This window comes from Streptomyces sp. YKOK-I1, from assembly GCF_054660435.1.
This window is the reverse complement of sequence record NZ_BAAGDR010000001.1, coordinates 8,097,378-8,115,714: the sequence shown is the minus strand read 5'-3', so window position 1 is coordinate 8,115,714 and position 18,337 is coordinate 8,097,378. Positions and strand designations below refer to the sequence as shown.

General features: G+C 72.3%; 13 protein-coding genes. 4 read left to right on the top strand and 9 right to left on the bottom strand.

The genetic code is table 11. The features are described 5' to 3' along the window. Nucleotides 1-121: 121 nt before the first annotated feature. The 8 genes from ACYQ8Q_RS36010 to ACYQ8Q_RS35975 all read right to left on the bottom strand — a co-directional run bounded on the left by ACYQ8Q_RS36010 (nt 122) and on the right by ACYQ8Q_RS35975 (nt 10,386). Nucleotides 122-1,141: a TIGR03842 family LLM class F420-dependent oxidoreductase gene (locus ACYQ8Q_RS36010; protein WP_460070848.1), complete on the bottom strand. Its 1,020-nt coding sequence runs from the start codon at nt 1,139-1,141 to the stop codon at nt 122-124. A gap of 11 nt (nt 1,142-1,152) precedes the next feature. Beyond that, nucleotides 1,153-2,556 carry a dihydropyrimidinase gene (hydA, locus tag ACYQ8Q_RS36005; RefSeq protein ID WP_460070847.1) on the bottom strand — a complete coding sequence of 468 codons (1,404 nt, stop codon included), beginning with the start codon at nt 2,554-2,556 and terminating at the stop codon, nt 1,153-1,155. 105 nt (nt 2,557-2,661) lie between these two features. Next, a complete protein-coding gene (locus tag ACYQ8Q_RS36000; protein WP_460070845.1) occupies nt 2,662-3,504 on the bottom strand; it encodes a nitrilase-related carbon-nitrogen hydrolase in 843 nt (280 codons plus the stop codon). A gap of 192 nt (nt 3,505-3,696) precedes the next feature. Next, nucleotides 3,697-5,280 (bottom strand): PucR family transcriptional regulator, encoded by a 1,584-nt coding sequence (locus tag ACYQ8Q_RS35995; protein WP_460070844.1) that lies wholly within the window; start codon nt 5,278-5,280, stop codon nt 3,697-3,699. A gap of 61 nt (nt 5,281-5,341) precedes the next feature. Continuing rightward, complete coding sequence (locus tag ACYQ8Q_RS35990; protein WP_460070843.1) at nt 5,342-6,625, bottom strand: aspartate aminotransferase family protein; 1,284 nt, start codon at nt 6,623-6,625, stop codon at nt 5,342-5,344. Next, nucleotides 6,622-7,464, bottom strand: a complete 843-nt coding sequence (locus tag ACYQ8Q_RS35985) for a nitrilase-related carbon-nitrogen hydrolase (RefSeq protein ID WP_460070842.1) — start codon at nt 7,462-7,464, stop codon at nt 6,622-6,624. The genes ACYQ8Q_RS35990 and ACYQ8Q_RS35985 overlap by 4 nt, the downstream gene beginning before the upstream one ends. A gap of 178 nt (nt 7,465-7,642) precedes the next feature. Next, a complete protein-coding gene (locus tag ACYQ8Q_RS35980; protein ID WP_460070840.1) occupies nt 7,643-9,982 on the bottom strand; it encodes a hypothetical protein in 2,340 nt (779 codons plus the stop codon). A gap of 152 nt (nt 9,983-10,134) precedes the next feature. Then, a complete protein-coding gene (locus tag ACYQ8Q_RS35975; RefSeq protein ID WP_055634566.1) occupies nt 10,135-10,386 on the bottom strand; it encodes a helix-turn-helix domain-containing protein in 252 nt (83 codons plus the stop codon). A 32-nt stretch (nt 10,387-10,418) separates the two neighbouring features. Between ACYQ8Q_RS35975 and map the strand changes: the two genes are divergently transcribed. After that, nucleotides 10,419-11,189, top strand: coding sequence for a type I methionyl aminopeptidase (gene map / locus ACYQ8Q_RS35970; protein ID WP_460070839.1), 771 nt, complete (start codon nt 10,419-10,421; stop codon nt 11,187-11,189). A gap of 179 nt (nt 11,190-11,368) precedes the next feature. Continuing rightward, nucleotides 11,369-13,906, top strand: coding sequence for an ATP-dependent Clp protease ATP-binding subunit (locus tag ACYQ8Q_RS35965; protein WP_460070838.1), 2,538 nt, complete (start codon nt 11,369-11,371; stop codon nt 13,904-13,906). On the opposite strand, the gene ggt is transcribed toward ACYQ8Q_RS35965, so the two are convergent. After that, on the bottom strand, nt 13,901-15,712 hold the full coding sequence (gene ggt / locus ACYQ8Q_RS35960; protein ID WP_460070836.1) for a gamma-glutamyltransferase: 1,812 nt from the start codon (nt 15,710-15,712) through the stop codon (nt 13,901-13,903). The genes ACYQ8Q_RS35965 and ggt overlap by 6 nt on opposite strands. Nucleotides 15,713-15,855: 143 nt before the next feature. Between ggt and ACYQ8Q_RS35955 the strand changes: the two genes are divergently transcribed. Continuing rightward, the gene (locus ACYQ8Q_RS35955; RefSeq protein ID WP_460070835.1) at nt 15,856-16,602 is read left to right on the top strand and encodes a hypothetical protein; all 747 of its coding nucleotides are present in this window, start codon (nt 15,856-15,858) and stop codon (nt 16,600-16,602) included. Nucleotides 16,603-16,681: 79 nt separating this feature from the next. Then, nucleotides 16,682-18,256 carry a CocE/NonD family hydrolase gene (locus ACYQ8Q_RS35950; RefSeq protein WP_460070834.1) on the top strand — a complete coding sequence of 525 codons (1,575 nt, stop codon included), beginning with the start codon at nt 16,682-16,684 and terminating at the stop codon, nt 18,254-18,256. The last annotated feature ends 81 nt before the right edge of the window (nt 18,257-18,337 follow it).

Below are 18,337 nucleotides of genomic sequence, written 5' to 3'. Positions count from 1 at the left end.
AGGCCAATCAAACGAGGGGCGGATCCGGAAAGGCCGTGCGGGTCTCCGGCCCCCTCCTCCAGGACGGTGGAGGAGGGGAGAACTGGAGTGGGGGGATGGGGAGTTGGCTGTCCGGGCTGTGTCAGCCGTTGACGGCGGGGATGACCGTGGTGCCGTACGCGTCGATGACCTTCTCGCGCGCGTCGTGCATGTCGTAGACGGCGAACTGGTCGACGCCCAGCTCGCGCAGGGCGTTCAGCTTCTCGATGTGCCTCTCGACGGGGCCGATGACACAGAACCGGTCGACGATCTCGTCGGGCACGAACGCGGTGTCGGGGTTGTCGCTGCGGCCGTGGTGGGAGTAGTCGTACCCCTCACGGGCCTTGATGTAGTCGGTGAGTTCCTCGGGGACCTGGGAGGAGTGCGCGCCGTACTTGGAGACCAGGTCGGCGACATGGTTGCCGACCATCCCGCCGAACCAGCGGCACTGGTCGCGGGCGTGGGCGAGCGCCTCGGGCGAGTCGTCGTCGGTGACGTAGGCGGGGGCGGCGACACAGATCTTCACGTCGCCGGGGTCACGGCCGGCCGCGACCGCCGCGTCCTTGACCGCCTTCACCATGTACTCGGTGAGGTACAGGTCGGAGAGCTGGAGGATGAACCCGTCGGCCTCCTCGCCGGTCATCTTCAGCGCCTTCGGCCCGTACGCGGCCATCCAGACGGGAAGCTCCGCGCCCTCCTTGATCCAGGGGAACCGGATCACCGTGCCGCCGAGGTCCGCCTCCTGGCCCGAGCCGAGGGCGCGGATGACCTTCATGGCCTCGCTGATCCGGGCGAGGGTGTTCGGGGCGCGGCCCGCCACCCGCATCGCGGAGTCGCCGCGGCCGATGCCGCAGACCGTGCGGTTGCCGAACATGTCGTTGAGCGTGGCGAAGGTGGAGGCGGTGACCTCCCAGGTGCGGGTGCCCGGGTTGGTCACCATCGGCCCGACGGTCAGCCTGCTCGTGCCGGCCAGGATCTGGCTGTAGATCACGAACGGTTCCTGCCAGAGCACGGCGGAGTCGAAGGTCCAGCCGTAGGTGAAGCCGTTGTCCTCCGCGCGTTGCATCAGCTCGACGACCTTCGAGGCCGGCGGGTCGGTCTGCAGGACGAGTCCGAAGTCCATGGGCACCCTTCCTAGGTGAGGTACTGACAGGTGGAGCGCGGGGTGTAGACGCCGTGACCCGCGCGTCCGGTGTACTCCCGCTCGGTGATGACGAGTTCGCCCCGCGACAGGACCGTCTCGACGCGGCCGGTGAGGCGTTTGCCCTCGTACGCGGAGTAGTCGACGTTCATGTGATGGGTCTCGGCGGAGAGGGTCTGCTCGGTGTGCGGGTCGTAGATCACGACGTCCGCGTCGGCGCCGGGGGCGATCGTGCCCTTCTTCGGGTACATGCCGAACATCCGGGCCGGGGTCGCACAGGCGATCTCGATCCAGCGGCGGCGGGTGATGTGCCCGTCGACGACGGCCTGGTGGAGCAGGTCCATCCGGTTCTCGACGCCCGGCAGACCGTTGGGGATCTTGGAGAAGTCGCCGCGCCCCAGCTCCTTCTGGCCCACGAAGCAGAACGGGCAGTGGTCCGTGGAGACCACCTGCAGGTCGTTGGTGCGCAGGCCCTGCCACAGCTTGGCCTGGTGCTCCTTCGGCCGCAGCGGGGTGCTGCACACGTACTTCGCGCCCTCGAAGTCCGGCTCGGCGAGGTTGTCCGTCGACAGGAACAGATACTGCGGGCAGGTCTCGCCGAAGACGTTCAGCCCCTCGTCGCGTGCCCGGGCCAGCTCGGCGACCGCCTCCATCGCCGAGACGTGCACGACGTACAGGGGCGCGCCGGCGACCTGCGCGAGCCGGATGGCGCGGTGGGTGGCCTCGGCCTCGAGGAGGGCCTTGCGGACCTCGCCGTGGTAGCGCGGGTCCCGCTCGCCGCGCGCCAGCGCCTGCTCCACCAGGACGTCGATCGCGATGCCGTTCTCGGCGTGCATCATGATCAGGCCGCCGTTGTCGGCGGAGCGCTGCATGGCGCGCAGGATCTGGCCGTCGTCGCTGTAGAAGACCCCCGGGTAGGCCATGAACTGCTTGAAGGAGGTGACGCCCTCCTCCACCAGGTGGTCCATCTCCTTGAGCGTCCCCTCGTTCACATCGGAGACGATCATGTGGAAGGCGTAGTCGATCGCGCAGTTGCCCTCGGCCTTGGCGTGCCAGGCGTCCAGGCCGTCGCGCAGGCTCTGCCCGACGCTCTGCACCGCGAAGTCGACGATCGTGGTGGTACCGCCCCAGGCGGCGGCCCGGGTGCCGGTCTCGAAGGTGTCGGAGGCGAAGGTGCCGCCGAACGGCAGCTCCATGTGGGTGTGGGCGTCGACCCCGCCCGGGATGACGTACTTCCCGGTGGCGTCGATGACCTGCCCGTCGGTCCAGGCCTCGGCGGCCGGGGTGCCGGAGGCGGCGAGGGCGGCGATACGGCCGTCCTCGATCAGGACGTCGGCGTGGATCTCGTCGGACGCGGTGATGACGAGACCGCCGCGGATGATTTTACGGCTGCTCATTTCCGGCTCCGGAGAGGTAGTTGGTCGGTCGGGTGCGGGTCGGTGGGGGCTGGTCGCGCAGTTCCCCGCGCCCCTGAAAGACACAGGCGCGGGGAACTGCAAGGTTCACGGGGTCGTCAGCGGGCCGTACGCCTCCGGGCGGCGGTCGCGGTAGAACTGCCAGCGGTCGCGGACCTCGCGGAGCTTGGCCATGTCCAGGTCGCGGACGACGAGTTCGGTCTCCTTGTCGCTGGCGACCTCGCCGACGAACTGGGCCTCCGGGTCCACGAAGTAGGAGGTCCCGTAGAAGTCGTTCTCGCCGAGTTCCTCGGTGCCGACCCGGTTGATGGCGCCGACGAAGTACTCGTTGGCGACGGCCGCCGCCGGCTGCTCCAGCTGCCAGAGGTAGGCGGACAGGCCGCGCGAGGTGGCCGAGGGGTTGAAGACGATCTCGGCTCCCGCGAGGCCGAGGGCCCGCCAGCCCTCGGGGAAGTGGCGGTCGTAGCAGATGTAGACGCCGATCTTCCCGACGGCCGTGTCGAAGATCGGCCAGCCGACGTTCCCCGGGCGGAAGTAGAACTTCTCCCAGAAGCCCTTGACCTGCGGGATGTGGTGCTTGCGGTACTTGCCGAGGTAGGAGCCGTCGGCGTCGATCACCGCGGCGGTGTTGTAGAGGACGCCCGGCTGCTCCTCCTCGTACATCGGGAGCACCAGGACGATGCCGTGCTCGCGGGCGAGCGCCTGGAAGCGCTGGACGATCGGGCCGTCCGGGATCTGCTCGGCGTACTCGTAGAACTGCGGGTCCTGCACCTGGCAGAAGTAGGGCCCGTAGAACAGCTCCTGGAAGCACAGGACCTGAGCACCCTGCGCGGCCGCGTCGCGGACCGCCTGCTCGTGTACCTGGATCATCGATTCCTTGTCGCCGGTCCAGGCCGTCTGGAACACGGCGGCGCGGATCACTCTGCTCATCGGGACCTCCGGTCGCTCGGTGTGAGAGGACCTTAGAAAGCCCGCGAGCCCGCTTTGAGTTGCACGGTGTCACGTCTGGGGGAGCTGGGCGTGCCACCGTGTCACGTCCGCCAAGTCCCATGTTTCACCGCCGTTTTCGCAGGTCGTTCCATGTTTCGGGGCTGTTGCCCGGGGCTGCCGGGACCGGTGGGTTCAGGCTTGCTGGGCGTCGTGCGCGAGCAGCGCGATATGGACCGAGGCGGCCTGTTCGAAGTCGTCCAGGTCCACCCCGAGCCGGGCCTGTATCGCCTCCAGACGGCGGTAGAGGGCCGGCCGGGAGACATGGTGGAGCTGGGCGGTGCGGGACTTGTTGCGGCCGGTGGCGAGATAGGTGCGCAGCACCGCGAGGAGGTCGTCGCCGGCCGCGCAGAGCAGTCCGTCGAGCTCGCGCTCGGCGAAGGCCTGGACGTGCGGGTCGTCGCGCAGCAGCCTGATCAGACCGCGCAGATGGACGTCCCTGAGCCGCACGACGGGCGGCAGGTCGAGGGCGGCCGAGGAGTCGGCGACGGCGTCGGCGACGTGCTGGGCCTCGCGCAGTCCGGCCGGGACGTCCTCCCAGAGGGTGCGCCCTCCGGCCGAGGCGACGACCGTGCGGGCCTCGCCGGACTCGGTGCGCAGCCGGGCCGCGAAGTGTGCGGCGAGGACCTCGGCGTCCTGGTCGCGGGCGAGGCTGAGCAGCACGGCGGTGGCCCCGTCGGCGAGCTCCGCGACCAGTCCGGGCAGGCCCAGCAGCCGCAGCATGCGGTCGAGTGCGGCGGGTTCGCCGTCGCGGACGACGAGGGGGACGAAGGTGCGCCGGTTGACGGGCAGTCCGGCCGCGCGGGCCCGCGGCAGCAGCTGGCGGGCCGGTACGACACCGGAGGCGAGGTCGGTGAGCAGGCTCTGCGCGGACTGCTCCTCCCAGGTGTGGGCGGAGGCGCCGCCGAGCATGCGGTGCAGGACGAGCGCCTCGGCGGCCCGGTCGGCGAGCAGCCGGCCGCCGGCGGTGTCGCCGCGGTAGCCGCAGAGCATGATCTCGCCCCACCGTTCGCCGCGGCCGCCGAGTTCGGCGCGGATCCAGCCGTCGCCCTCGTTGCCGCCGGCCTGCCGGGCGATGCGTTCCCAGTCCCGCAGCACGTCGTCGACCGCCGACCGCTCCCCGCCGGTGGCCAGCACCCGGTGGGCGAGGTTGGTGACGACGACGGGACAGCCGGTGTGGTGGGCGATCTCGTCGAGCAGCCGCTGCAGCGGCGCCCCGGCGGTCATCAGCCCGGTCAGGGCGGTCCGTACGGCCTCCGAGAGGCTGACGGCGGCGAACTTGCGGCGCACCAGCCGGGACTGGACCTCCTCGGTCAGCTCGGCGAACGGGAACGGCCGGTGCAGCACGACCAGGGGCAGCCCGCAGCGCTCGGCGGCACGCCGCATCGCGTCGGGCGGGGCGGGGAAGGCGCGCCCGAGGCCGAGGACCACGGCGGCGGCCTCGGCGCGGTGCAGGGACCGGATGTACTCGGCCTGGGCGGTCTCGTCCCCGGCGAGCAGCACACCGGTGGTGAGGACCATCTCGCCGCCGGTGAGCATCACGCCGACGTCGGGCGCCTCGGCGACGTGCACCCAGCGCACCGGCCGGTCGAGCCGGTCCGCGCCGGCCACCACCTCGGGGTCCCCGGCCAGGACGCGTTCCAGGGACAGGACCTGACGGACCGACAGGGCGGGTTCCAGGGGCTCGACGGGGCCCCAGGTCTCCAGGGTGGTGGTCATGGCGGTGTTCCCTTGCTCGACCGGCGCGGTGGGCGCCGGGACTGCGCGGCGGGTGCCGCTGCTACTGCGTGCTCCTCAGCGCGCTCTGAAGGATCGCGGCGCCCTCCTCGGCCTCCGCGACGGTGAGGGACAGCGGCGGGGCGATCCTGAGGGCGCTGGTGTCGTGCCCGCCGCCCTTGCCGATCAGCAGTCCGCCCGCGCGGGCCGCCTCCAGCACGGCGGACGCCCGCTCCGGGTCGGCCCGGTCGGTGCCGGGTTTCGTCAGCTCGACGCCGATCATCAGACCGCGTCCGCGCACCTCCCGTACGCCGGGGTCCTGGGCGGCGACGGACCGCAGCCGCTCGATGAGCAGACCGCCGACGCGCCGGGCGTTGCCCTGGAGGTCGTGTTCCAGGAGGTAGGTGAGGTTGGCGAGGCCGGCGGCCATGGTGAGCTGGGTGCCGCCGAAGGTGGAGATGCTGTTGGCGTCCAGGCAGTTCATGATCTCGGCGCGGGCGATCACCCCGCCGATGGAGGAGCCGTTGCCGATGCCCTTGGCGAAGGTCACGATGTCGGGCGGGCCGCTGCGGCCATGCGCCTGCCAGCCCCAGAAGTGGTCGCCGGTGCGGCCCCAGCCGGTCTGGACCTCGTCGGCGATCCACAGGACGCCCCGCTCGTGCAGCACGTCCCGGAAGGCCGCGTACAGGCCGTCGGGGGGCGAGGTGAAGCCGCCGACGCCCTGGATGGGCTCGGCGATGAGGGCGGCCGGCGGGCGGGTGTGTCCCAGCAGGTCCTTGAGGTCGTCGACACAGGCCGCGATGTACGCCTCGTCGTCCAGCTCGGCGAACGGTCCGCGGCCGCGCACCCCGCCGTGCACGTACAGCGTCTGGAGCGGGGACAGGGAGGTCGGGGACCAGCCACGGTTGCCGGTGATGCCGACGGCGCTGAAGGAGCGGCCGTGGTAGCTGTTGCGCATGGCCAGCACGGTGTTGCTGCGCCGGTAGGTGGTGGCGAGCAGCAGGGCCGTGTCGTTGGCCTCCGTGCCGGAGGTCGTGAAGAAGACCCGGGCGTCGGGGACGCCGCTGAGCTGGGCGATCCGCTCGGCGAGCTCGACCATCGGCCGGTTGAGGTACAGCGTGGAGGAGTGCACGATGCGCCCGGCCTGATCGCTGACCGCCTTGGTCACCTCGGGCAGGGCGTGGGCGGTCATCGTCGTCAGGATGCCGCCGAAGAAGTCGAGGTACTTCGTGCCGTCGGCGCCCCAGACGTGCCGTCCCTCGCCGTGCGTGATCTCCAGCGGCTCCTCGTAGTAGAGCGCCAGCCAGTCCGGCAGGACGTTCCGGTGACGCGCGTACAGGTCGCTCACGGCTGTACCAGCCCTTCGTAGGCGTCGGGGCGGCGGTCGCGGTAGAAGGCCCACTGCTGCCGCACCTCTTCGATCAGGTCGAAGTCCAGGTCGCGGACGACGAGTTCCTCGCTCCTGTCGCTCGCGACCTCGCCCACGAACTGCCCTCGCGGGTCGACGAAGTACGACGTCCCGTAGAAATCGTTGTCCCCGTACTCCTCCACTCCCACACGGTTGATCGCGGCGACGAAGTACTCGTTGGCGACGGCCGCGGCGGGCTGCTCCAGCTGCCACAGGTGGCTGGACAGACCGCGGTGGGTGGCGGAGGGGTTGTAGACGAGCTGGGCGCCGTTGATGCCGAGCTGCCGCCAGCCCTCGGGGAAGTGGCGGTCGTAGCAGATGTAGACGCCGATCCTGCCGACGGCCGTGTCGAAGACGGGCCAGCCGAGGTTCCCCGGCCGGAAGTAGTACTTCTCCCAGAAGCCCTTGACCTGCGGGATGTGGTGCTTGCGGTACTTGCCGAGGTAGGAGCCGTCGGCGTCGATCACGGCGGCGGTGTTGTAGTAGAAACCGCTCTGCTCGACCTCGAACACGGGGACGACGATCACCATGCCGGTCTCGCGCGCGAGGTCCTGCATACGACGCACGGTCGGCCCGTCCGGCACCGGCTCGGCCCAGCGGTAGTGCTCGGGCTCCTGCACCTGGCAGAAGTAGGGGGCGTTGAAGACCTCCTGGAACCCGATCACCTTCGCGCCCTGCCGGGCCGCCTCGCGGGCGTGCTCCTCGTGTTTCGCCACCATGGACGCGGTGTCGCCGGTCCAGGTGGCCTGGACCAGTGCGGCACGTACGACGTCGGTCATGAGCTGCTCCTTCGACGGGACGTCAGAGCCTCTACGCCCGTAGACGAAGGTCGTAGAGGGACGAACGTAAGCCTCCGGGAGGGGCTTGCCAAGACCATCGTCGTTAACCCGCGGAGTCGATCGCGTTTCACACTCACGTGGGTGAGCCGGGAGGCGTACGGCGTAGCGTGCGCCCCCGTCAGGCGGTGAAGCCGGCCACCCGCAGGGCGTGCACCAGGTCCCAGCGGCGCTGTTCCGAGACGCCCCGGGCGGCCTCCAGGAGCAGCGGGACGAGGGTCTGGGGGTCGGGGGCGGCGCTGCGGGCGGCCTCCTCCGGGGTGCGGACGCGGACGTAGGCGTCGAGCAGGGCGCGGGCCTCGCGGCGGCGGCCGCCCGTGTGCAGCCCGAGGACGGCCTCGCCGATCTCCTCGGCCGGACGCGCGACGCCCTGCCGCAGGATCTGCTCGCCGTCCGCCGTGCGCCCGACCGCGACCAGGGCGTCCGCGGCCTCCACCAGCCGGTCGGCGGGCAGTGAGGCGGCCTCCCAGAGCAGGGTCGTCCAGTCGGCGCTGAGCCCGGCGCGCTGGAGCTCCGCGGCGAGCAGCGGGATCCGGGCGGCCGGCCAGTACGCCAGCTCGACGAGCAGCGCGTGCGCCTCGCCGCTGCGGCCCTCCCCCCGCAGCCCCACCAGCCGCTCCACCGCCCGCACGGTCTCCCGCCGCGCCTCGGCGTCCAGCGGCTCCCGCTGCGGCTCCTCCCGCCGCTCCGCCCGCGCGGCCGCCCCGGCGAACCGGGCGCCGCGCAGCGTACGCCGGGCCGCGGGACCGGGTTCGGGCGCCAAGGGCGCGGCACTCGGCGGTACGACGACGGCGTCGTCCTCCTCCTGAGCCATCCCGGCGAACCGGGCACTGCCCCGCCGCCGCTTCTTCTGCTTGGCGCCCTTCCCGGGCTCGGGGTCGGCCTGCGCACTCCGGTCATGGGCGGGACCGGTCTCCTCCTCCGGGGCGAGTTCACCGCCGTCCTGACGCCCGGCCCCCTGCCCGGGAGCCGGCTCGAACACGGAGACCGAGTCGAAGACGGAGGTGGAGGGGGCGACCGGGGTGTGGCCGGAGGAGACGGCCGGGGCCGGGGTGAAGGCGGAGGGGGCGGCCGGGGCGTAGGCCGAGCCGGAGGCCGAGGCCGGGGTGAAGGCGGAGGGGGAAGCCGGGTTGAACGCGGGGGAACCGGCAGCCGGTCCGGCGGCGCCTCGGCCGCCCACCGAGGGTTCCCCGTCGCGGGCGGGATCCGGGGAACCGGCCGCCGCACCGACGCCGTACCCCGAGGGGCCGGGCACCGGCGCCGTCTCGGCCCCCGGGTGCCCGCCGGGCGCCGAGATCGCCTCGGCGCCCAAGGAACTACCGGGGGCCTGCGCAGCCTCGCCCCGCAGATGACCGCCGGAAGCCTGGCCTGCCTCACCGCGCAAACGACCGCCGGACACCCGCGCAGCCTCACCCCCCGGATGACCTCCGGAGACCTGACCAACCTCACCCCGCAAACGACCGCCGGACACCCGCGCAGCCTCACCCCCCGGATGACCACCGGAGACCTGACCAACCTCACCCCGCAAACGACCGCCGGAGACCCGCGCAGCCTCACCCCCCGGATGACCTCCGAAGACCTGACCCACCTCACCCCGCACATGACCGCCGGAGACCTGGCCAGCCTCGGCGTGCGGGTGACCGCCGGGGGCCGGCGCCGCCTCGGGCCGCAGGTGACCGGCGGGGGCCGGCACGGCCTCGGGTCCGTGTGTGTGGCCGCCGGGTCCCGCCGCCGCTTCGCCGCCGTGTCGGGGGTCCGGGTGGGACGCCTCGGCCTGCATGCCGCGGCCGGAGGCCGCGAGGCCGCCCGCGGCCCTGCTCCCGAAGGCCTCAGGGTCGCCCTGCGCCTCCCTCACGCCCCAACTGTCACTCCCGCTCCCGTACGACGACGTGCTCCCGTACGTGGTCGACGGCCGGCGTAGCGCATGGGTGTCGGCGATGCGGTCCTCCCCCGCCCGGCGCTCCCACTCGGTCATCCGGTGGCGGAGTTCGGCGCAGCGTGCGACCGCGCGTTCGTGGTCGTCATGGGCCCAGGCGAGGTCGAGACGGATGGCCTCGGCGTCCTCCTGGGTGGCCGCGGCGCCGAGCAGCCGCCCCAACTCGGCCTGGCGTTCGGCGGCGTAGCGCTGCTCGCGGAGCATCACGTCGAGCCGGTCGCCGAGCGCCTCACGGCCGCCGGGACGCGCGTCGTACGCGAGGAGCGCGGCCGCGTGCAGGGACCGGGCGCGATCGGCCTCCTGGGCGGCGGCCGGGGTGCCGTACTCCGCGGCGAAGTCCTGGAGCACCGCTTCCACGACGTCCCAGGGCGGCATCTCCCGCCCGTCGAGGCAGGCCTGCATACCGTCGGGATCGCGCTGCCAGAACACCGCGCACCAGCCGCCGCCCTGATCGAGGCGCGCCAGCAGCCCGTTCAGGTAGTTCGCGAACTCCCGCACCCGGCCCGGGAGTTGATCCACACCCATCGCACAGCTCCCGCCCGACCGGAACACTCCGACCGTCAGAAAACACCAGCAGTGTTACAGCCGGGCTACGACGAGTTTTCAAAGCGGACGCGGAGGGCGCCGCACGCGCCTTGGCCGGAAAGAGCCCCGCCCCGGCCGAGTACGCGCCGCCCTCACACCCCGGCCAACGCACACCGCCCCGCCAGCTCGTCCATGGACAGCCCCAGCGCGACGGCCAGCGCGGCAACGGTGAAGAACGCCGGGGTCGGCGCCCGTCCGGTCTCGATCTTGCGGAGGGTCTCGGCGGAGATGCCCGCGCTCGCCGCGATCTCGGCCATGCTCCGGCCGCCGCGCGCCTCGCGCAGCAACCGCCCGAGCCGCTCGCCGCGCTCGCGCTCTTCGGGGGTCAACGGGTTACGCACCATGCCGTCATTCTAATACCGGTATAGTAATTGGCATGGTGGAACTCAAGACCCGGGCGTCGATCGACGCCATGTACGAAGCCGGCCAGGTCGTCGCGCGGACCCTGACCGCGGTGCGCGAGGCGGCCGGCGTGGGCGTCTCCCTGCTGGAACTGGACGAGGTGGCGCGGGACGTCCTGCGGGAGGCGGGCGCGGACTCGCCCTTCCTCGGCTACCGTCCGGCCTTCGCGCCGACCCCGTTCCCGGCGGTGATCTGCACCTCCGTGAACGACGCGATCGTGCACGGCATCCCCACCGCCCACCGGCTGCGCGACGGCGACCTCGTCTCCGTCGACTGCGGGGCACGGCTGGGCGGCTGGGTCGGCGACTCGGCCATCAGCTTCACCGTCGGCCGGGCGCGCCCGGCGGACCTCCGGCTGATCGACACGGCGGAGCGGGCCCTGGCGGCCGGCATCGCGGCGGCGGTCCCCGGCAACCGCATCGGCGACATCGCCCACGCGATCGGCACGGTCTGCCGTACGGGCGGCTACGGCATCCCCGACGGCTTCGGCGGCCACGGCATCGGCCGCCATATGCACGAGGACCCCGGGGTCCCCAACGAGGGCCGCCCCGGCCGGGGCCTGCGCCTGCGCGCCGGCATGGCGATCGCCATCGAGCCCATGCTCATCGCGAGCGGCCGCGACGACTGGCACACGGCCCCCGACGGCTGGACCCTCCGCACCAACGACGGCTCAAGAGCCGCCCACACGGAACACACGGTGGCGATCACGGAGGAGGGTCCCCGGGTCCTGACAGAGAGGCGGTGACCACAGCCAACCTCAAGGGGCGCGGGGAACTGCGCGATCAACCACATACCACCCGCACTCGCCACACAACGGCACCGCGCAGGACATGCCGCGCCATTCGGAACGTGCAATCGTGGTGTAGCCCGGCACGGCCAGGGCACCCGTCCGCCCGGCCACGCACGTCGATCGAACGGAACGCCATGACCAGCGGCTACATCGGCCCGGAGGGCGACCCCTTCGGTGAATTCCTGGCCCGCTTCTTCGGCGGCCCCCGCCCCGGCCCCCGCCAGATCAACATCGGCCAGCTCCTGAGCCAGCCGGCCCGGGAACTGGTCCGGGGCGCCGCCCAGTACGCCGCCGAGCACGGCAGCCGTGACCTGGACACCGAGCATCTGCTGCGCGCGGCCCTCTCCGCGGAGCCGACCCGGAGCCTGCTCAGCCGGGTCGGCGCGGATCCCGACTCGCTGGCGGCGGAGATCGACAAGCGGTCGGGGCCGGTGCAGCACCCGCCGGGCGAGGCGCCCCCGCCGACCTCGCTGTCCCTCACCCCGGCCGCCAAACGGGCCCTGCTGGACGCGCACGACCTGGCCCGGTCGCGCGGGGCGGGGTACATCGGCCCCGAGCATGTGCTCAGCGCCCTCGCCGCGAACCCGGACTCGGCGGCCGGGCACATCCTGAACGCGGCCCGGTTCGCCCCCGCCGGGCTGCCGCCCGAGGCCACGGAGACCGCCCAGGCGCACCCCGAGCGGCAGCGCCCCACCGGCACCCCCACCCTGGACAAGTACGGCCGCGACCTCACCGAGCTGGCCCGCCAGGGCCGGATCGACCCGGTGATCGGCCGGGACGACGAGATCGAGCAGACCATCGAGGTGCTGTCCCGGCGCGGCAAGAACAACCCGGTGCTGATCGGGGACGCGGGCGTCGGCAAGACCGCCGTGGTGGAGGGGCTCGCCCAGCGCATCGCGGACGGGGACGTGCCGGACGTGCTGGACGGCCGCCGGGTGATCGCCCTGGACCTGACCGGGGTGGTCGCGGGCACCCGCTTCCGGGGCGACTTCGAGGAGCGTCTGAACAGCATCGTGGGCGAGATCCGCGCCCACTCCGACCAGCTGATCGTGTTCATCGACGAGCTGCACACGGTGGTCGGCGCGGGCGGGGGCGGCGAGGGCGGCTCGATGGACGCCGGGAACATCCTCAAGCCGGCGCTGGCGCGCGGCGAGCTGCATGTCGTCGGGGCGACGACGCTGGAGGAGTACCGGCGGATCGAGAAGGACGCGGCGCTCGCCCGCCGCTTCCAGCCGATCCTGGTGCCCGAGCCGACCGTGCCGGACACGATCGAGATCCTGCGCGGGCTGCGCGACCGCTACGAGGCCCATCACCAGGTCCGCTACACCGACGAGGCGCTGGTGGCGGCCGTGGAGCTGTCGGACCGCTATCTCACCGACCGCCGGCTGCCGGACAAGGCGATCGACCTGATCGACCAGGCCGGGGCCCGGGTGCGCCTCGGCGCCCGCACCAAGGGCACGGACGTACGGGCGATGGAGCGCGAGGCCGAGCAGCTCGCCCGGGACAAGGACCAGGCCGTCGCGGACGAGCAGTACGAGCTGGCCACCCAACTGCGTGACCGGATCACCGAGTTGAAGCAGCGCATCGCGGACACCTCGGGTGAGGAGGAGGTCGACGAGGGCCAGCACCTGGAGGTCACCGCGGAGGCCGTCGCCGAGGTGGTGTCCCGGCAGACGGGCATCCCGGTCGCGAGCCTCACCCAGGAGGAGAAGGACCGGCTGCTGGGGCTGGAGGAGCATCTGCACCAGCGGGTGGTGGGCCAGGAGGAGGCCGTACGGGTCGTCTCGGACGCGGTGCTGCGCTCGCGCGCCGGGCTGTCGAGCCCGGAGCGGCCGATCGGCAGCTTCCTCTTCCTCGGGCCGACCGGGGTCGGCAAGACCGAGCTGGCCCGGGCGCTCGCGGAGGCCCTGTTCGGCAGCGAGGAGCGGATGGTCCGGCTCGACATGAGCGAGTACCAGGAGCGGCACACCGTCAGCCGGCTGGTGGGCGCCCCGCCCGGGTACGTCGGCCACGAGGAGGCCGGTCAGCTCACCGAGGTGGTGCGCCGGCACCCGTACTCGCTGCTGCTGCTCGACGAGGTGGAGAAGGCACACCCGGACGTCTTCAACATCCTGCTGCAGGTGCTCGACGACGGACGGCTGACCGACTCCCAGGGCCGTACGGTCGACTTCACCAACACGGTGATCGTGATGACGAGCAACCTGGGATCGGAGGCGATCGGCCGGCGCGGCGCCGGCATCGGCTTCGGACCGGGCGGCGCCGAGGCGGACGAGGAGGCGCGGCGGGAGCAGATCCTGCGGCCGCTGCGGGACCACTTCCGGCCGGAGTTCCTCAACCGCATCGACGAGATCGTGGTCTTCCACCAGCTCACCGGCGACCAACTGCGGCAGATCACCGACCTGTTGCTGCAGAAGACCCGGCGGCTGCTGCAGGCGCAGGGCATCGGTGTGGAGTTCGCGGCCGGGGCGGTGGACTGGCTGGCCGAGCGCGGCTACCAACCCGAGTACGGGGCCCGGCCGTTGCGCCGCACGATCCAGCGCGAGGTGGACAACCGGCTGTCGCGGCTGCTGCTCGACGGCCGGATCAAGAACGGGGACCGGGTCCGGGTGGAGGCGGAGGACGGGCAGCTCGCGTTCCGCACCGAGCCGCCCGTCCCCGCCCCGGAGCTATGACGCCGGGTGCACGACCTGGGCCGAACCGCCGCCGCGCCGTACGGTCTCGGCGGCGGCCAGCCACTTCCCGCCGGGCAGCCGCTGCACCCCGGTCGCCGCGCCGATCTCGGCGTTCAGCCTGAACGAGTGCCCGATCGCCTCCAGTTGGGACCTGATGCCGTCGGGGCCGGTGTCGTTGTAGAGGGCGGGTTCCATGTCCGTCTGGGCCGCGTTGCGCTGGCTGACGCGGGGCGCGGCGATCGCGTCGACGAGCGGCAGGCCCCGGTCGAGGAACTCGGTGAGGGTCTGGAGCACGGTGGTGATGATGGTGGCTCCGCCGGGCGAGCCGAGCGCCACCACCGGCTTGCCCTGCCGGTCGAGGACGATCGTCGGGGAGAGGGAGGAACGCGGCCGCTTGCCCGGACCCGGCAGGTTCGGGTCGTGCACGGCCGGGTTGGCGGGGGTGAAGGAGAAGTCCGTCAGCTCGTTGTTGAGGAGGAAGCCGCGGCCCGGGACGGTGATCGCGCTGCCGCCGGTCTGCTCGATGGTGAGCGTGTAGGAGACGACGTTCCCCCACTTGTCGGCCACCGTGAGATGGGTGGTGTTCTCGCCCTCGTACGTCGTCGGCGCCGCCGTGCCCCCGGTGCCGCAGGCGGCCGGGTTGCGCGGATCGCCGGGTGCGACGGGGCTGGTGAGCACCGCGTCGTCCTTGATGAGGCAGGCGCGCGAGTCGGCGTACTTCTGCGACAGCAGCTGCTTCGTCGGGACGTCCTCGAAGGCGGGGTCGCCGACCCAGCGCCCCCGGTCGGCGAACGAGATCCGGCTGGCCTCGATGTAGTGGTGCAGGTACTGGACCTCGCTCGCCTTCGTGAGGTCCGTGTTCTCGAGGATGTTGAGGGCCTCGCCGACGGTGGTGCCGCCGGAGGAGGAGGGGGCGATGGAGTAGACGCCGAGGCCGCGGTACGTCGTCCTGGTGGGCGCCTGGAGCTTGGCGCGGTAGGCGGCGAGGTCGTTCGCGGTCAGGGCGCCGGGGCGGGCCTTCCAGCCCGAGGCCGGGTCCACGGGCGGGTGGTTGACGGTGTCGACGATGTCCTCGCCGAGGTCGCCTTCGTAGAGCGCCGAGACGCCCTTGCGGCCCAGCTCCCGGTAGGTCCCCGCGAGGTCGGGGTTCTTGAACGTGGACCCCACGGACGGGAGTTGGCCGCCGGGCAGGAACAGTTTCGCGGTGTCCGGGAAGTAGCGGAAGCGGGTTTCGTTGGCGGCGGTCTGGGAGCGGAAGGTGTCGTCGACGGTGAAGCCCTCGCGGGCGATGCGCTCCGCGGGCTTCAGGACCGAACCGAGCTGCTGGCTGCCCCACTGGTCCAGCGCGGTCGCCCAGGTGGCTGGGGTGCCGGGGGTGCCGACGCTCAGGCCGCTGCTGACGGCGTCGGCGAAGGCGAGCGGGGCGCCGTTCTCCAGGAACAGGTTCGCGTCGGCGGTGAGCGGTGCCCGCTCGCGGCCGTCGATGGTGTGCACCGTACGGGACTTGGCGTCGTAGTAGACGAAGTAGCCGCCTCCGCCGATGCCGGAGGAGTAGGGCTCGGTGACGCCGAGGGCGGCGGCGGTGGCGACGGCCGCGTCGACGGCGTTGCCGCCCTTCCTGAGCACCTCGATGCCGGCGGCGGAGGCGTCCGCGTCGACGCTGGCGACGGCACCGCCGTACCCGACGGCGACGGGGACCTTCCCAGGGGTCGTTCTCCCGGCGGCGGGCGGCGCTGCGGCCCCCACCGTGACCACGGCGGCCGAGACCGCCAGGACCGACAGTTTCCGCGCGACAGGGCGACGCATCCGTACCTCCAGTCGGGAACCGTCCGCGCAGCGTAGCCAGATTCGGGGGGCCTCGACAGGCTCCTTCCGGGCACTGTCATACGACTGCCACACCTCGAACACGGGTACGTCAACGGCATGTCCGCCCGCTACCATGCGCGCCCATGAACGACGACGTGCGCAACATCGTCCTGGGGATCGTCGCGACCGGCCTGAGCGCCGCGCTCGGCTGGGTGGCCCGGACCTACCTGTGGCGCCGGAAACTCCGGCGCAAGCAGGCCTTCTTCGGGCTGCCGGAGCACTCCGAGTGCCTGCTCGTCGTCAACCGTGACGCGGGCGGCCCGGATCTCGCGGTGCACCGCCACGACGTGTTCGCGCTGCTGGAGCTCGCCGCGCTCATCAAGGACTGCGGGGCGGGCGCCGAGGTGGTCACCCAGGACGCGGCCCGGCAGGGGTTCGGGGAGCGGACGGAGTTCTGCATGGGCGGCCCGGGGTCCAACCGGCGGATGGCGGCCCATCTCCAGGCGATGCTGCCCGGGGTGCGGGTCAACACCGACCGGGAGCCGGGGCCGGACCGCCTCGCGTTCCGGATCGGCACCGAGCAGTACCGGATGGACGCGGGCATCACCGAGTACGTGCTGCTGGCCCGGCTGACGGCGGGTCAGCGGCGCGAGGCGCGGCCGGTGTTCCTGTTCTGCGGGCAGCGCGCCATCAACAACCAGGCCGCCACCCGGTATCTGGTCCGGCATCACGAGCGGCTGGCCCGCAAGTACGGCGGCAACTCCTTCGTCCTGCTCCTGAAGGTCGTCAACTCGCAGGCGTACGGCCCCGATGTGGTCGAGCTGGTCGAGGACGTGACCCGGGTGTCCCAGGCGCCGCTGCCCGCCGAACCAATCGTTACCGCCACGTAACTTACTGACGGGTTACTTCCGGTAAGGCCGCCGGTTACCGTCGGGTCACTTTTGCAGTGACGCAGCCGAGGAGTGACCCGTGGGACGACGACCGCGCCGTAGGGCCCTGCGCACGACCGCCGTCGGTGCCGTGTCCGCCTCCCTGGTCGCCGGTGGCGTCCTGGGCCTCGCGCCCGCCGCGCAGGCCGCCGAGGGCGCGGTCCGGTACGTCGACATCGCCGGGGACGGCGGCACGGTCCTGAAGGCCAACGTGATCACCCCGGCCGGCGCCGACGGCGCCCGCCGCTACCCGCTGATCGTGCTCCCCACCAGCTGGGGCTTCCCTCAGGTGCAGTACCTCGCCCAGGCGCAGCGGCTCGCCGACGACGGGTATGTCGTGCTGGGCTACAACGTGCGCGGCTTCTGGCAGTCGGGCGGCGAGATCGACGTGGCCGGTCCGCGCGACGTGGCCGACGCGTCCAAGGTCGTCGACTGGGCGCTCGCCCACACCCCGGCGGACGCGCGGCACATCGGCATGGCGGGCGTCTCCTACGGCGCGGGCATCAGCCTGCTGGCCGCCGCGCACGATCCGCGGGTCAAGGCCGTGGCCTCGCTCAGCGGTTGGGGAGATCTGATCGACTCGATCTACTCCGGCCGCACCCAGCACCTCCAGGCGGCCGCCGTGCTCGACACGGTGGGCACGGTCGCCGGCCGGCAGAGCGCGGAGTCCCGGGAGATCTTCTCCGCCTTCTACGACTCCGACCTGACGAAGGAGCAGGAGATCGTCGCCTGGGGGAGGAAACGTTCCCCCGCGAGCTACCTGGACCTGCTCGACGAGAACGGCACGGCCGTGCTGATGGCCGGCGCCTGGGGCGACACCATCTTCCCGCCCAACCAGTCCGCCGCCCTCTACGAGCGGCTGACCGGCCCCAAGCGGCTGGAACTGCGCCCCGGCGACCACGCGACCGCCGAACTCCCCGGCCTGTTCGGCCTGCCCAACGACGTGTGGACGGACACCCGGCGCTGGATGGACCACTACCTCAAGGGCGTCGACAACGGCATCGACCGCGAACAGCCCGTCCAGCTCACGTCCCGCTCCACGGACGGCTACGAGGGCTATCCGGACTGGAAGTCGGTGGGCGCCACCCGCGAGAAGATCGCCCTGGCCGGCACCACCACGATCCACACGAACGTCGACTCGGGCGCCGACGGCGGGATCGTGTTCCTCTCCAGCATCCTCGACCAGGTCGCACGGGTCCCCCCGGTCGCCTCGATCCCCCTGCTCCCCCGGTACTGGGCCGCCGTGTGGCAGTCGCAGAAGTACGCCACGGCGCAACAGGTGCGCGGTACCGCCCGGTTGCACACCACGCTCACCCCGACCGAGGAGAGCGGCACCCTCGTCGCCTACGTCTATGACGTGGGGCCGCTCGGCCTCGGCAAGCTGGTCTCGCACGCGCCGTACACCTTCCACGGGCGAACGCCCGGAAAGCCGTTCGGTCTCGACCTGGAGCTGTTCTCCACGGCCTACGACGTCCCGGCAGGGCATCGGCTGGCCCTGGTGGTCGACACGGTCGACCCGCTCTACCTCGAGCACAACCCGTCCGGCGCGCGGCTGACCTTCTCCTCGCCGGCGACCGACCCGTCGTACGTGTCGGTCCCGCTGCGCGAGCAGTGATCTGCGACCGGCGCCGGCCGGGCAGGGCTCTGTGACTTCCGCCCCCTACGGCCGGATTGCCGCGGAGAGTCCCCCACCACC

Bases quoted from the DNA above. Each gene is read 5' to 3' on its own strand.
- ACYQ8Q_RS36010 (WP_460070848.1), bottom strand. From the start codon at position 1,141: ATGGACTTCGGACTCGTCCTGCAGACCGACCCGCCGGCCTCGAAGGTC.
- hydA (WP_460070847.1), bottom strand. From the start codon at position 2,556: ATGAGCAGCCGTAAAATCATCCGCGGCGGTCTCGTCATCACCGCGTCC.
- ACYQ8Q_RS36000 (WP_460070845.1), bottom strand. From the start codon at position 3,504: ATGAGCAGAGTGATCCGCGCCGCCGTGTTCCAGACGGCCTGGACCGGC.
- ACYQ8Q_RS35995 (WP_460070844.1), bottom strand. From the start codon at position 5,280: ATGACCACCACCCTGGAGACCTGGGGCCCCGTCGAGCCCCTGGAACCC.
- ACYQ8Q_RS35985 (WP_460070842.1), bottom strand. From the start codon at position 7,464: ATGACCGACGTCGTACGTGCCGCACTGGTCCAGGCCACCTGGACCGGC.
- ACYQ8Q_RS35980 (WP_460070840.1), bottom strand. From the start codon at position 9,982: ATGGGTGTGGATCAACTCCCGGGCCGGGTGCGGGAGTTCGCGAACTAC.
- ACYQ8Q_RS35975 (WP_055634566.1), bottom strand. From the start codon at position 10,386: ATGGTGCGTAACCCGTTGACCCCCGAAGAGCGCGAGCGCGGCGAGCGG.
- map (WP_460070839.1), top strand. From the start codon at position 10,419: ATGGTGGAACTCAAGACCCGGGCGTCGATCGACGCCATGTACGAAGCC.
- ACYQ8Q_RS35965 (WP_460070838.1), top strand. From the start codon at position 11,369: ATGACCAGCGGCTACATCGGCCCGGAGGGCGACCCCTTCGGTGAATTC.
- ggt (WP_460070836.1), bottom strand. From the start codon at position 15,712: ATGCGTCGCCCTGTCGCGCGGAAACTGTCGGTCCTGGCGGTCTCGGCC.
- ACYQ8Q_RS35955 (WP_460070835.1), top strand. From the start codon at position 15,856: ATGAACGACGACGTGCGCAACATCGTCCTGGGGATCGTCGCGACCGGC.